General features: G+C 54.3%; 16 protein-coding genes and 1 pseudogene. 13 read left to right on the top strand and 4 right to left on the bottom strand.

Annotation, left to right across the window (positions count from 1 at the left end; genetic code table 11):
* Positions 1–140 precede the first annotated feature (140 nt).
* Positions 141–1,547: a 30S ribosomal protein S6--L-glutamate ligase gene (gene rimK, locus ABF287_RS06220; RefSeq protein WP_347184150.1), complete on the top strand. Its 1,407-nt coding sequence runs from the start codon at positions 141–143 to the stop codon at positions 1,545–1,547.
* A 27-nt stretch (positions 1,548–1,574) separates the two neighbouring features.
* Here rimK and ABF287_RS06225 read toward each other — a convergent pair whose 3' ends face one another.
* Positions 1,575–1,874, bottom strand: coding sequence for a YciI family protein (locus ABF287_RS06225; protein WP_347184151.1), 300 nt, complete (start codon positions 1,872–1,874; stop codon positions 1,575–1,577).
* Between the two features lie 125 nt (positions 1,875–1,999).
* Between ABF287_RS06225 and ABF287_RS06230 the strand changes: the two genes are divergently transcribed.
* The 6 genes from ABF287_RS06230 (at position 2,000) to ABF287_RS06255 (ending at position 4,951) form a co-directional block, all read left to right on the top strand.
* Positions 2,000–2,362: an SUF system Fe-S cluster assembly protein gene (locus tag ABF287_RS06230; RefSeq protein WP_347184152.1), complete on the top strand. Its 363-nt coding sequence runs from the start codon at positions 2,000–2,002 to the stop codon at positions 2,360–2,362.
* A gap of 316 nt (positions 2,363–2,678) precedes the next feature.
* Positions 2,679–3,518 (top strand): LysR family transcriptional regulator, encoded by an 840-nt coding sequence (locus tag ABF287_RS06235; RefSeq protein ID WP_347184153.1) that lies wholly within the window; start codon positions 2,679–2,681, stop codon positions 3,516–3,518.
* Between the two features lie 76 nt (positions 3,519–3,594).
* The gene (locus ABF287_RS06240) at positions 3,595–3,849 is read left to right on the top strand and encodes a hypothetical protein (RefSeq protein ID WP_347184154.1); all 255 of its coding nucleotides are present in this window, start codon (positions 3,595–3,597) and stop codon (positions 3,847–3,849) included.
* A 23-nt stretch (positions 3,850–3,872) separates the two neighbouring features.
* A complete protein-coding gene (locus tag ABF287_RS06245) occupies positions 3,873–4,244 on the top strand; it encodes an iron-sulfur cluster assembly accessory protein (RefSeq protein WP_347184155.1) in 372 nt (123 codons plus the stop codon).
* Entirely contained in the window at positions 4,245–4,646 is a 402-nt protein-coding gene (locus ABF287_RS06250; protein WP_347184156.1) for a TfoX/Sxy family protein, read from the top strand.
* Entirely contained in the window at positions 4,643–4,951 is a 309-nt protein-coding gene (locus tag ABF287_RS06255; protein ID WP_347184157.1) for a TfoX/Sxy family protein, read from the top strand. Before ABF287_RS06250 ends, ABF287_RS06255 begins: the two co-directional genes overlap by 4 nt.
* Before the next feature lie 9 nt (positions 4,952–4,960).
* On the opposite strand, the gene ABF287_RS06260 is transcribed toward ABF287_RS06255, so the two are convergent.
* On the bottom strand, positions 4,961–5,782 hold the full coding sequence (locus ABF287_RS06260) for an alpha/beta hydrolase (RefSeq protein ID WP_347184158.1): 822 nt from the start codon (positions 5,780–5,782) through the stop codon (positions 4,961–4,963).
* Positions 5,783–5,981: 199 nt separating this feature from the next.
* Between ABF287_RS06260 and tpiA the strand changes: the two genes are divergently transcribed.
* On the top strand, positions 5,982–6,728 hold the full coding sequence (gene tpiA / locus ABF287_RS06265; RefSeq protein WP_347184159.1) for a triose-phosphate isomerase: 747 nt from the start codon (positions 5,982–5,984) through the stop codon (positions 6,726–6,728).
* A 59-nt stretch (positions 6,729–6,787) separates the two neighbouring features.
* On the opposite strand, the gene ABF287_RS06270 is transcribed toward tpiA, so the two are convergent.
* Both ABF287_RS06270 and dksA read right to left on the bottom strand, forming a co-directional pair.
* Positions 6,788–7,954: an FAD-dependent monooxygenase gene (locus tag ABF287_RS06270; protein WP_347184160.1), complete on the bottom strand. Its 1,167-nt coding sequence runs from the start codon at positions 7,952–7,954 to the stop codon at positions 6,788–6,790.
* 136 nt (positions 7,955–8,090) lie between these two features.
* Positions 8,091–8,513: an RNA polymerase-binding protein DksA gene (dksA, locus tag ABF287_RS06275; RefSeq protein WP_347184161.1), complete on the bottom strand. Its 423-nt coding sequence runs from the start codon at positions 8,511–8,513 to the stop codon at positions 8,091–8,093.
* 185 nt (positions 8,514–8,698) lie between these two features.
* Here dksA and ABF287_RS06280 point away from each other — a divergent pair, with 185 nt between their 5' ends.
* From ABF287_RS06280 to ABF287_RS06300, 5 genes and pseudogenes are all read left to right on the top strand, one after another.
* Entirely contained in the window at positions 8,699–9,541 is an 843-nt protein-coding gene (locus tag ABF287_RS06280) for a MoxR family ATPase (protein ID WP_347184162.1), read from the top strand.
* A 1-nt stretch (position 9,542) separates the two neighbouring features.
* Entirely contained in the window at positions 9,543–9,989 is a 447-nt protein-coding gene (locus tag ABF287_RS06285; RefSeq protein ID WP_347184163.1) for a GNAT family N-acetyltransferase, read from the top strand.
* Positions 9,990–11,420, top strand: a complete 1,431-nt coding sequence (locus tag ABF287_RS06290; protein ID WP_347184164.1) for a DUF2927 domain-containing protein — start codon at positions 9,990–9,992, stop codon at positions 11,418–11,420.
* A gap of 71 nt (positions 11,421–11,491) precedes the next feature.
* Positions 11,492–11,656 carry an apolipoprotein acyltransferase gene (locus tag ABF287_RS06295; protein ID WP_347184165.1) on the top strand — a complete coding sequence of 55 codons (165 nt, stop codon included), beginning with the start codon at positions 11,492–11,494 and terminating at the stop codon, positions 11,654–11,656.
* Between the two features lie 39 nt (positions 11,657–11,695).
* Positions 11,696–12,275 (top strand): annotated as a pseudogene (locus ABF287_RS06300) (VWA domain-containing protein); the annotation flags it as partial.

Raw genomic sequence — 12,275 nt, forward strand, 5'->3', positions numbered from 1 at the left:
GACTAACTATCCAAAAGTCAAAAAATCACGCCATCTCCAACGTTCACATAAATCTGTTGCAAGAATCATAAGTAAGTGAGAAAGCCTGCGGCAGGTGGAATCATTTCGAACCGCCTTCCCTTTCAGATGTGAGATAAACGATGACGGACAAAGCTCCTTTCGCTTTGGGCTGGGAAGAGTGGGCAAAGCTGCCTGCGCTTGGCCTGCCTGCTCTCAAGGTCAAAGTCGACACAGGTGCACGTACATCCGCGTTGCATGCCTTTGATATTGAATCCTTTGGCCCAAGCAATGCCCCTATGGTGCGGTTCAATATCCATCCTGTGTCTGGACGCGAAGACATCGTCATCGCATGCTCAGCCAAAGTGGTGGATCGGCGTGAAGTCACTTCCTCTAATGGCGAAACAGAATTGCGCTATGTCATCACAACTGACATCTCGATTGGCGCGCGCACATGGCCGATTGAAATCACCCTGACCAATCGCACCAATATGGCCTACCGCATGCTTTTGGGCCGCCAAGCGATTGCCGACGATATGATTGTCACGCCCTCGGAAAGCTTTTGCCAACAAGAGCTGGACGTCAGCGCATATTTTACATCTGCCATTCGCACATCAAGTGCTCCGCGCGCCCTGCGCATTGCGGTGCTGTCGCGTGAAGCGGACAGCTATTCCACCAAGCGCCTTGTGTCCGAAGGTGAAAAGCGCGGGCATGTCGTGGAAGTGATCGACACCACGCGCTGCTACATGGCGATCAACGCCATGGCGCCTGAAATCTATTACGATGGGAAACGCTTGCCGCGCTATGATGCGGTGATCCCGCGTGTGGGCGCCTCAATCACCGCATACGGCTGTGCTGTGATCCGCCAGTTCGAAACCATTGGCACGTTTTGTCTTAATTCTGCCGATGGGATTGCCAAATCGCGTGACAAACTGCACGCGCACCAAGTTTTGGCACGTCAGCGTATTGATATGCCAACCACGGCCTTTGCAGCCTCCCCAAAAGACACTGACAATCTGATTGACCTCGCTGGGCAAGCCCCGCTCATCGTCAAACTGCTGGAAAGCACCCAAGGGCGTGGCGTCGTGTTGGCCGAAACCAAAAAGGCCGCTCAATCAGTGATCTCTGCCTTTCGCGGGCTCAAAGCCAACTTTTTGGTGCAGCATTTTGTCAAAGAGGCTTCCGGCGTTGATATCCGCTGCGTCGTGGTGGATGGCAAAGTCGTGGCGGCAATCAAGCGCAGCTCAGGTGGTGATGATTTTCGCTCGAACCTGCACCTTGGCGGCTCTGCCACCTCCGTGCGCATCACCAAAGCGGAACGTGAGGCAGCCGTAAAATCCGCCAAAGCCTTTGGATTGCGTATGGCGGGCGTCGATATCTTGCGCGCCAATGACGGTCCAAAAGTGCTTGAGGTCAATTCCTCCCCCGGATTAGAGGGCGCCGAACGCACATCTGAAAAGAACATCGCTGGCATGCTGTACGACACGATTGAAAAACGCGTGCGCCCGATGCCCGCACGCAAAGCGTCCGTCAAAAAGCCGGCTCCGTAATACGGCCCTAATATCGCACCGCGCCGCTTACAGCCCTGTGACTGTGCGGCGCGGCATGAATTCGGTTACACTCGCAGCAATCAGACCTTCGGTAACAAACGGATCGCGCGCCAAGAACTCTTCCAACATGCTGCGCTCAGGCGCTGTGGCTATGATCGACCCACCAGTACGTGGAACCTTAGGACCTGACGCCAAAAAGAATCCCCGTGCATAGCCCTCATCGACAAAGGCCAAATGCGCCTGCATATGCGGCTCCACCAGCGCCAAGTCGACGACGTATTCGATATCAACCAAAAATAGGTTTTGATCGGCAGGAATAATAGACATTTGGGTTATCCTTTTGTGCAAATTTTTCAGATCATTACCGCCCGCATGACAAAAGACCAAGCCGAGGACTGGACCTTACCCGCACCAAACCCTATATCTTTGGTCAAGTTTACACGAGGACAGACATGACCGATTCAGACGCACCCGTCGAAGGCACACCGCTGATCAAGCCTTCCAACACGGAACACCCGCTTCACGAAGCCATCGTCGAAGCTTGCCGGTCTGTCTATGACCCCGAAATCCCTGTGAATATCTATGACCTTGGGCTGATCTACACCATCGAGATCAGTGAAGAAAACGAAGTACACGTCATTATGTCTCTGACTGCACCAGGCTGCCCTGTGGCTGGCGAAATGCCGGGCTGGGTTGCTGATGCGATTGAACCCCTGCCGGGCGTTAAGCAAGTCGACGTCGATCTGGCGTGGGAGCCACCGTGGGGCATGGAAATGATGTCTGACGAAGCGCGCCTAGAGCTCGGCTTTATGTAGGCTCAGACCCTCAGCTCTTTTATCGAATTTAAAGCGGTCCTTCGGGACCGCTTTTCTTTTGGGTGATATTCCCAAAAGGCGCAGCCTCCACCAAAACCTTGCGCGCCTGTCGCGCTTAAGCTGCGCCAGTTGTGCCATATAGATATCCTGCTCTCGCTGATATTCTGTCTTCGGCTTTTGTGTTTCGGGAGGCATCTGGATTGGTAACGGATAACTCATTTGAAGGCTCCTCTTGCGTTTTTGAAATCCACATGCTGAACTTACGGCATCCGATATCGCCAAAATATCCAACTTTATTCCATTTGGACTTTCATAAATGAAAGACACACCGAAACTTGACGATTACTTGCTGTTCCTTGCGGTCACCGATGGCGGCGGGCTTGTGGCGGCGGAAAAGGCCACGGGCACGCCCTCGCCCACCCTGTCGCGCCGCATGAATGCTTTGGAACGTGCTTTAGGCAAACGCCTGTTTGAGCGCGGCGCACGGGGATACACGCTCACCAGCGACGGACGCGCCCTTGCGTCTGAGGTCGAACATCTGCGCGCGGCCTCTCAGCGTCTGGTCAATTTTAACGCCAAGCCATCCCGTCCACTTGTGCGCATCACCGCGGGACATTGGACCACGCAGTATATCGCGCGCCATTTTGGCGAGGTATGGTCCCAAGACAGTCCGTGGGTGCCCGAGCTCGTTGCCTCCAACGCCATGGTCGATATCGCGCGACGGGAGGCGGACATCGGCATTCGCAATCGCAGACCCGAGCAAACTTGGCTGGCAGGTCGGCGTATTGGGCGGATCACCTATGCCGAATTTGCCCGCAGCGCAGAAATCACTGGCTATATCACCCTGCCCGAAAATGTGGCCAACACCCCTTCACAACGCTGGCTGCGACAGCAAAAGCCCGATCAGATCGTCAGCACCGCCTCTGATACACGCGCAGAAGCGGATTTGGCCGTTGGCGGCGTCGGTCGTGTGATTTTACCGGTCTTTGCCGGACGCGCGATGCCGGAGTTGGTGCAAGTGTCGCCCGAAATCGACGCGATTTCCCACGAGGAATGGCTGGTCAGCCACCACGACGCCCGTCACGACCCGCCCATCCGCGCCGCTCTTGATGCGATTGGCACCTTGCTGAGTGCGCCAGAGCGGTTCGCGCCTTAAAACCACCCGCATCCTGTTTTGACTGCACAACGCCGAACGCAACCTATTCAGATCGCATTTATTCAAAGGCGGCAAGATGATTGGTCTCTTGGAGCGGGGCCTTATTTTCTTGATGTTTCTGGCGGGACAGCCCGCTGGCATCGGCTTTTTGATCGCCGCGAAATCGGTTTTGCGCTTTGATGCGGCGTCAAAGAACGAAAAAGCCGAATATGTCATCATAGGGACATTGGCGTCCTTTAGCTGGGCGATTGCTATCGCGATCTTAACGCTTGCGATCCATAATGGATTAAACGGCGATCCGCTTCTTGAGATCATGGCCACAAAGCCTTAAGTTAAGCCCAAAGGAGAACGCACATGTTCGGTATTCCAGGCAAACAAGCTGTCAGCATCACCTCAAAGGCAGCAGCGCAGATCGCGAAATTGATGGCGAAAGACGGCTCTAAGGGGCTGCGTATTGGCGTTAAAAAAGGCGGCTGTGCAGGCATGGAATACACTATGGATTACGTGCATGAAATCGACCCCTTGGATGAAGTTGTTGAACAAGACGGCGGCCGCGTGATGATCGCCCCTATGGCCCAGATGTTCTTGTTTGGCACTGAAATCGACTATGAAGTGTCTTTGCTGGAAGCAGGCTTTAAGTTCCGCAATCCCAATGTGGTCGATGCCTGCGGCTGTGGCGAAAGCATCAAGTTTGACGAAAGCCTCTCCGCCACCAACGGCGCGTAAATGCCTGCCTCGCCCGAATTGATCGCCCATGCGCGCGATTTATTTGCGGACCTTGGCCCGATCAAAGTGGGTGGGTTGTTTGGCGGCACAGCCCTCTATGTCGAAGGCGATGTCATGTTTGCCTGCATCATCGGCGAAATCATTTACATGAAATCTGATGAAAACACGCTGGGCCAATTTCAAGAGGCGGGATCAGCCCCGTTCAGCTATGACAAACCCACGGGAACAACAGTTGTAACGTCGCTCATGTCCCTGCCCGACAACGCGATGGATGACCCCGATGAGGCGCGGATGTGGGCACAATTGTCTTATGAACCTGCCCTCAAAGCTGCCGAAAAAAAGCGCATCGCCAAAGCGCGCAAAGCCGCCAAGAAAGACGCTAAAAAGGACGAGACATCATGAGCATTACACCAGATATGATCACCTTTGCAGAAGAACTCTTCGCCCCACTCGGCGCGATCAGCACGCGCAAAATGATGGGCGGATTGGCGATTTACCAAGACGGGGTGATTTTCGCCTCGCTGGACAGTGACGGGACAGTTTACCTCAAAGCCAAAGGTGATTTCGCGGATCAACTTGCCACCGAAGGGTCAAACCAATTTCAAACACACCGAGGCCCGATGGGCTATTGGACCTTGCCCGAAGCGGCATTAGATGCACCAGAGATCGCGTGTGACTGGGCGCGAAAAGCCTTGGATGCCCTGTAAAATGGACGATTAAATCCGCTGCAACACATGCTTGAGCGCTTTGTTCCAATATTTGATCGGCACACTGTGAGTGGTACAGGCGGCAATATTGAGCGTGAGATCGTCTGGGTCAGCCCCACCTTTGAGAGCACTGTGATAAAGCGCTTGCGCCATGTGAGACGGGATAACGGGGTCGCCTTTACAGTGCACAATCGCCCATGGTTTGTGAACAGATTTCGCTGCATTTTCAGCATTATAACTGTGTTGAAAGTTCACAATTGGGCGTGCCCAATTTGGGGCTAAATCCGCAGCTTGAGTAAAGGCTGACAGCGACACAACGCCATCCACGGCATCATCGACAGCGCCCAAGACCGCATTTGCCCCGCCCAAAGACCAACCCACCAAAACGATTTTGCCGTCGGGGTCACTGGCCTTTGCCGTCGCAATCATAGCTTCGACATCTTTTTTAAGCTGCCTGCGCGTTGGAGTGCCATCATTTGGGCCAAAACCAGTGTACTCAAGCGCCGCCAACGTTGCCCCAGTTTGAACCAGTGGCGACAAATATACCAAAGCGTCCTGTGCGTACTCACCGTTGCCATGCAAGAAAATGATCGTCAGGTTGTCAGCCGTTCCAGCTTTCCAAAAATACTCTCTTTGGGCGCCATCGCTCCGCATCAATTGACGTCTTTCAAAACCATGTACACGCGGCGCTGTCGTACGATCCGTTTCGACAAAGCTATACATTGCCGCGGGATAAATCGCACTTTGCAGCGCCAAAGATCCACAGCCCGAAATGGCCAAAATACTCAATCCCAAAGCGCACAAGCGCGCAGTACGTTTACTCAAACCCATTTCGCTGTCCATTCCTCGCATAGCGCAGAGGCGCGCACGCTTCAGACATAAATATCCATAGACACATTACAACATGAACCCCGCGTCCTGCAGCCCCAAAAAATTATCGCGCGAAACGCCAAACGAGTGCCCCGTTCTCTTGACTGCCGCGCAGTCAATGCGATGATGCGCCAAACACATTTTGGGGAGAACAACACAGATGGCACGCAAACTGGCAGCAGGCAATTGGAAGATGAACGGCACGCGGGCGAGCCTTGCTGAAGCAAAGGCCCTTGCCGATGCTTTTCCAACCCCGAGCGTAGATATCGTTTTGTGCCCCCCAACGACTTTGGTCGCCTCTATGGCGACAGCCCTGCAAGGCACAGCCGTCGCCACCGGTGGCCAAGATTGCCACCAAAACGTCAGCGGCGCGCACACCGGCGACACATCCGCTGAACTTTTGGTCGATGCAGGCGCGTCTCACGTTATCTTGGGGCACTCTGAGCGCCGTGCAGATCATGGCGAAACGGATGCTTTGGTGCGTGCAAAGACTGAGGCGGCTGTGGCTGCTGGGCTGATTGCCGTGGTCTGTGTAGGCGAAACATTGGCCGAGCGCGAAGCAGGAGAAACTTTGGCTGTGGTACGCGCGCAGTTGCAAGGGTCTTTGCCTGACGCAATCGATGCCGCCAAAATCGTCATCGCCTATGAACCCGTTTGGGCCATTGGCACCGGAAAAGTGCCCACATTGGAGCAAATCGGCGAGGTTCACACCGATATGCGTGCAGCTTTGTCAGATCGCTACGGCCAAGACGCGCAGAGCCTGCCCTTGCTTTATGGCGGCTCTGTCAAACCGTCTAATGCTGCTGACATTTTTGCTGTGGCCGATGTTGACGGCGCACTCGTGGGCGGCGCATCTTTGAAAGCAGCTGATTTCTCAGGCATCGTCGCGGCGCTGCAAGAGGCATAAACTCAAGTCGCAAAGCTGTGCTTGACTTTTAGCCGGCCAGCTTTGCGATCTAATTCAACCTATTGGGTCTGTGTCGTCACATCGTGATCATACAGCCAGCTAAATTTGTCGATGACCGCGCGCGGCGCAACCGCCCCCCCTGCACGCAGAACCGCATGTGCAACGGCGCGCTTCGGCCCCTTCAAATGGTAGTTGCGCGCATTGCCGTTTGCCGCCTCTATCACGCGCTCAGCGCGAGCGCGACGCCGCAATTGATAAGCTGGAAGCGCACTTTCAAGCGGCATATTAGCCAAACAGTCTGCCAAAACCCATGCATCCTCAAGCGCGAGGTTCGCGCCTTGCGCCAAAAACGGCAAGGTCGGGTGGGCCGCATCGCCGATCAGCGCTGTGCGCGTGCCATGCCAATGCTGCGCCACGGGATGACGGAACAAGCCCCAGCGCGACACCTCCGTCACCCGTGCCAAAAGACTTGGGATACCTCCGCCAAAGCCTGAAAAGTGGTCCGTCAACTCGGCAGGATCACCGCGGTGGAACCAGCCCTCCTCAGTCCAGTCGCTGCGCTCTTCGACAGCAACGATGTTGATCAAGGAACCGTCGCGCAGCGGGTAACACACCACATGTTTGCCATGCGCCATATGCACCATCGCAATTGGCTCTTCGCCGCCCAAAGCAGGTACAATGGCACGCCAAGCGGTTTGGCCGGTGAAGAAGGGATCAACATCACCGTTCAACGCGGTTCGCAAACGCGACTTCAAGCCATCCGCGCCGATGACAACCGCGTGCGTCGCTTGTGTGCCATTTTCAAAATCCAGCACAACGGATGCATCGGTTTCGGTCACGCGTTCTACGCTGTGCAGGAGCTTAATCTCAACACCAGCATCCCGCGCCCCTTGGGCCAAAAGATCGATCAAATCGGCCCTATGCATCAACAAAAAAGCGTTGTCCGGCCTGTAGCGTTTTAAATCCATGTGCAGCACGGTGCGCCCCGTGTAGCCATCCAAAAGCATCACGCCATTAGACCGCATTGCGACAGAAGCCGCATCCAACCCCAGCGCCGTCAGAACAGCAACACCATTGGGCGACAATTGCAGCCCTGCCCCAACTTCGGTGATAGCTTCGGCGCGTTCGTATACGGTGACTTTTGCCCCGCGAAACGCCAAGGCGCGTGCAGCAGCAAGCCCCGCCACACCAGCGCCCAAAATGGCGATATCTTGTCCGATCAACATAATGCACCTCTTCGTCAGGCGGTGTTGCAACGCAAAACACCGAAGCAATTGCTCCGGTGTTTGACACAATTCCAAAGGGGCGTCACCTGCGCGCAATGCCGCGTCAGTTCATTTCCCCACGCTTTACGACAAGATATCAGTCGTCGCGGTGTACTTTTTCACGACGTTCGTGACGCTCTTGCGCTTCCAGGCTCATCGTCGCGATAGGGCGTGCATCCAAGCGTTTCAACGAAATCGGCTCGCCTGTTTTTTCACAGTAGCCAAACTCGTCCGCCTCAATACGGCGCAATGCAGCGTCGATCTTGGTCACAAGCTTGCGCTGACGATCCCGAGTGCGCAATTCAAGCGCACGGTCGGTTTCTTCAGAGGCGCGGTCTGCAATGTCAGGGATGCTGCGCGTGCCGTCTTGCAAACCTTCAAGCGTGTTGCGGCTCTCGTCCAACAATTCGGCTTTCCAGTTTAAGAGCTTACGACGAAAATATTCGATCTGACGCTCGTTCATAAACGGTTCGTCCATAGATGGACGGTAATCATCGGGCAGAGTTACTTCAGTGGTCATACTACTCACCTCACTGTTGCTTGCGGTATTAATGAGTGAATTCAACTCACCGCTTAGCACTTCCAATTTCCGCTCATTTACCTGCTTTGGCGGCGGATGTCACTAGGTGATCTGACATCAGTTGTACCTTTGTGACGCACTGATATAACTGCTGCGAAAATTCATGAATTCAAGGGGCATTTGGCATGAAATTTGCGTCAACAGAAACATATATTGCGCCAAAGGATCTGACCGTCGCAGTCAATGCCGCAATCACGTTAGAACGCCCGCTTTTGGTGAAAGGCGAACCAGGCACAGGCAAGACCGAGCTTGCGCGCCAAGTGGCTGAGTCCATGGGCCTGAAAATGATCGAGTGGAATATCAAATCCACCACCCGCGCCCAGCAAGGCCTGTATGAATATGACGCCGTTTCGCGGTTGCGCGACAGCCAGTTGGGCGACCCCCGCGTTGAAAACGTCAGCAACTACATTAAAAAGGGCAAGCTTTGGCAGGCCTTTGAAGCGGATGAAAAAGTTGTTTTGTTGATTGATGAAATCGACAAGGCCGACATCGAGTTCCCAAATGATTTGCTGCAAGAACTCGATAAGATGGAATTTCACATTTACGAGACTGGCGAAACCGTGCGCGCGCGCCATCGTCCTGTGATCATCATCACGTCGAACAATGAAAAAGAGCTGCCCGACGCGTTTTTACGCCGCTGCTTTTTCCACTACATTCGATTCCCAGACATGGACGTGATGCGCCAGATCGTTGAAGTGCATTTTCCAAACCTAAAAGACCGCCTTTTGACTACGGCCTTGACGCAATTCTTTGACATCCGCGACACGCAAGGGCTGAAGAAAAAGCCATCGACGTCTGAAGTATTGGATTGGCTAAAGCTATTGCTGGCAGAGGATTTGACGCCCGAAGACCTTGCGATGGACAGCTCCAATGCGCTGCCCAAACTGCATGGTGCGCTGTTAAAGAACGAACAGGATGTCGCCCTCTTCGAACGCTTGGCCTTCTTGGATCGCAGGGGAAACCGTTAACATGGCTGTCACCATTCGCCCCATGGAAGCCACAGACCAACAAGCTTGGCGCGCCCTTTGGCAAGACTACCTCACGTTTTACAAATCTGAACTCGTTGAAGATATCTCTGAGGCGACATTTGCACGCCTTACAGATCCTGCACGCACCGAACGCGCAGCCTTTGTTGCCGTGTTTGAGGGAGACATCATAGGTTTCGTGCACTACATCACCCACGCGCACAATTGGCGGTTGGAAGACGTGGTCTACTTGCAAGACTTGTTTGTCACAAAGGCGGCGCGTGGCAAAGGTGCTGCGCGCGCATTGATCCAACGCGTCTATGACACGGCAGACGAAAACGGTACGCCATCGGTGTACTGGATGACCCAAGAGTTCAATCACTCCGCTCGCAAGCTTTATGACCAGGTCGCCACTTTGACCCCATTCGTTAAATATCAAAGGCCATCGTGAGTGCCTAGCTTGTCTGCAATCCCTTCGCCAACTTGCCCGCTTTGGCTCAAGGCGCGACATGCCAAGTTCAGGTTTGCCATTGCCAGCTTGGCGTTGGGGGCATTGATCGGTTGCACGTCGCCAGATCAAACGCTTCAGCACGAACAGAATAAAACCACACAATCGGTCGTTGTTGAGCTGCCTCCTATGAAGCAGTTTAAAGCGCTCCGTCCCGCGAAGATAACGCGATCAAACACCTCGATCGCGCGCGACTTCATGGCGCTGAGTTTCCAACTCGAAAACGGTGCGGAGCTGCCGTATTTCACCCGATTTGAGGGCCCAATCACGCTGAGGGTGATAGGCCAAAGCATTCCTGAAACGCTCAACTTGGATCTGACCGAACTTTTAGGGCGACTGCGCGCAGAAGCGGGTATCGATATCCAGCAAGTCGCACCGGACATAGATGCGAATATCACCATCCAAACCCTGCCACATGCCGCCTTGCTGCGTCGTGCGCCCAACGCCGCCTGCGTCGTTGCCCCAAATGTGTCCAGCTGGAACGCCCTCAACCGCACACGTCGCGCAGATCTCAATTGGAACGCGCTAACGCGGCGCGAACGCTTGTCAATTTTCATCCCCGACGACGAAGCGCCGCAAGAAGTGCGCGACTGCTTGCACGAAGAACTTGCCCAAGCGCTTGGCCCACTCAACGACCTGTATCGCCTGACGGACAGCGTTTTCAATGATGACAACTTTCATTCTGTCCTCACTGAATTTGACATGTTGGTGTTGAAAGCAACGTATGCGCCTGAGCTGCAAAACGGAATGACACGCGCCGAGGTGGAAAGCGCACTGCCAAGCCTGCTTGCGCGGCTCAATCCATCTGGTGGCAAGGTGAGCTCACTCAGTGATGAGGCACTTCCAAGGACGTGGATCAAAGACATCGAGGCCGCAATGGGCGGCAAAACGCGTCGAAAAGCTCGTATCACGGCTGCGAAACGCGCTGTGGCATTCGCACAAAGCCAAGGTTGGACAGACAATCGCAAAGCGCTGTCGCTATTCTTGCTGGGCCGCCTCACAGTTTACGCAGACCCTGAAACGGCCGAAGGAGCCTTAAACGAGGCCTATTTCCTCTATACTGCGCAACGTGCAACACGATATCAAAGTGCGCACGTCGCACATCAGCTTGTGATCCTTGCGCTGAAAGATCGAGACTATGACGCCGCTTTGCGCCTGACAAAACGCGCCATTCCAATAGCACGAGAGTCGGGCAACGCCGCCCTGCTTGCATCCTTAATGTTGGCGCAATCTGACGCGCTGACGGCCACAGGGCAAACCGCAATGGCGAGCCGTGTATGGCTCGACAGTCTCGGCTGGGCGCGGTATGGCTTTGGCACAGCTCCACTGGTTGCGGCGGTTTCAAGCGAATATGTTCGCTTCAAACACCCTTAGCGCAGCCATTTCAAACCAAACAGTTCCCAAAACTGACGCAGTTGCGCATTTTGGCACATGAGGAAACAGTTATGATCGTCATTATTTTGGCCATTCTCGGTGCAATTTTTGGCTGGCGCATGGCCGCAAAACGCGATGGCAACCGGCTTGATAAACTGCAATACGCCGCAGCGATGTTTTTGGGCTTTGCGATCGTCGGTTTGTTTATCACGTTGATCATCGACAACCTCGTTTAACACCTGCGCAAACCGCGATAGAGGCAAAAGGACCGGCCCATGTTCTTGCCCTTTTTTCAGACACTGCGCAGCGCCCATGTGCCTGTATCATTGCGCGAATACCTCGCGTTTTTAGAAGCCATGTCTGTAGGTCTCGCGCGGTATGATATCGAGGAATTCTATTTCCTCGCGCGGGCCGTGCTTGTCAAAGACGAACGCAATCTCGACAAATTTGACCAAGCCTTTTCCAAATCCTTTCAAGGCCTTGAAAACATTTCCTCAGATGAAGTGTTAAAGGCGATTGACCTGCCAGAAGACTGGCTGCGCAAAGAAATCGAGAAACACCTCACCCCAGAAGAACGCGCAGAGATCGAAGCCTTGGGCGGGCTTGATGCCCTGATGGAGACGCTCAAAAAGCGCTTAGAAGAGCAAAAAGGCAGACACCAAGGCGGCAACAAATGGGTCGGCACAGGCGGCACCTCCCCCTTTGGCGCTTACGGCTACAACCCCGAAGGCGTACGCATCGGCCAAGATCAATCACGGCACCGCAAAGCCGTGAAAGTCTGGGACAAGCGCGATTTCAAAAACTTGGACGACACCGCGCAACTTGGCACCCGCAACATCAAATTGGCGATGAAAC

The organism is Pacificibacter sp. (assembly GCF_039769035.1).
Classification (GTDB): Bacteria; Pseudomonadota; Alphaproteobacteria; order Rhodobacterales; family Rhodobacteraceae; genus Celeribacter.

Excerpts from the sequence above, each read along its gene's own strand:
- rimK (WP_347184150.1), top strand. The coding sequence starts at position 141 with ATGACGGACAAAGCTCCTTTCGCTTTGGGCTGGGAAGAGTGGGCAAAG.
- ABF287_RS06225 (WP_347184151.1), bottom strand. The coding sequence starts at position 1,874 with ATGTCTATTATTCCTGCCGATCAAAACCTATTTTTGGTTGATATCGAA.
- ABF287_RS06230 (WP_347184152.1), top strand. The coding sequence starts at position 2,000 with ATGACCGATTCAGACGCACCCGTCGAAGGCACACCGCTGATCAAGCCT.
- ABF287_RS06235 (WP_347184153.1), top strand. The coding sequence starts at position 2,679 with ATGAAAGACACACCGAAACTTGACGATTACTTGCTGTTCCTTGCGGTC.
- ABF287_RS06240 (WP_347184154.1), top strand. The coding sequence starts at position 3,595 with ATGATTGGTCTCTTGGAGCGGGGCCTTATTTTCTTGATGTTTCTGGCG.
- ABF287_RS06245 (WP_347184155.1), top strand. The coding sequence starts at position 3,873 with ATGTTCGGTATTCCAGGCAAACAAGCTGTCAGCATCACCTCAAAGGCA.
- ABF287_RS06250 (WP_347184156.1), top strand. The coding sequence starts at position 4,245 with ATGCCTGCCTCGCCCGAATTGATCGCCCATGCGCGCGATTTATTTGCG.
- ABF287_RS06255 (WP_347184157.1), top strand. The coding sequence starts at position 4,643 with ATGAGCATTACACCAGATATGATCACCTTTGCAGAAGAACTCTTCGCC.
- ABF287_RS06260 (WP_347184158.1), bottom strand. The coding sequence starts at position 5,782 with ATGGGTTTGAGTAAACGTACTGCGCGCTTGTGCGCTTTGGGATTGAGT.
- tpiA (WP_347184159.1), top strand. The coding sequence starts at position 5,982 with ATGGCACGCAAACTGGCAGCAGGCAATTGGAAGATGAACGGCACGCGG.
- ABF287_RS06270 (WP_347184160.1), bottom strand. The coding sequence starts at position 7,954 with ATGTTGATCGGACAAGATATCGCCATTTTGGGCGCTGGTGTGGCGGGG.
- dksA (WP_347184161.1), bottom strand. The coding sequence starts at position 8,513 with ATGACCACTGAAGTAACTCTGCCCGATGATTACCGTCCATCTATGGAC.
- ABF287_RS06280 (WP_347184162.1), top strand. The coding sequence starts at position 8,699 with ATGAAATTTGCGTCAACAGAAACATATATTGCGCCAAAGGATCTGACC.
- ABF287_RS06285 (WP_347184163.1), top strand. The coding sequence starts at position 9,543 with ATGGCTGTCACCATTCGCCCCATGGAAGCCACAGACCAACAAGCTTGG.
- ABF287_RS06295 (WP_347184165.1), top strand. The coding sequence starts at position 11,492 with ATGATCGTCATTATTTTGGCCATTCTCGGTGCAATTTTTGGCTGGCGC.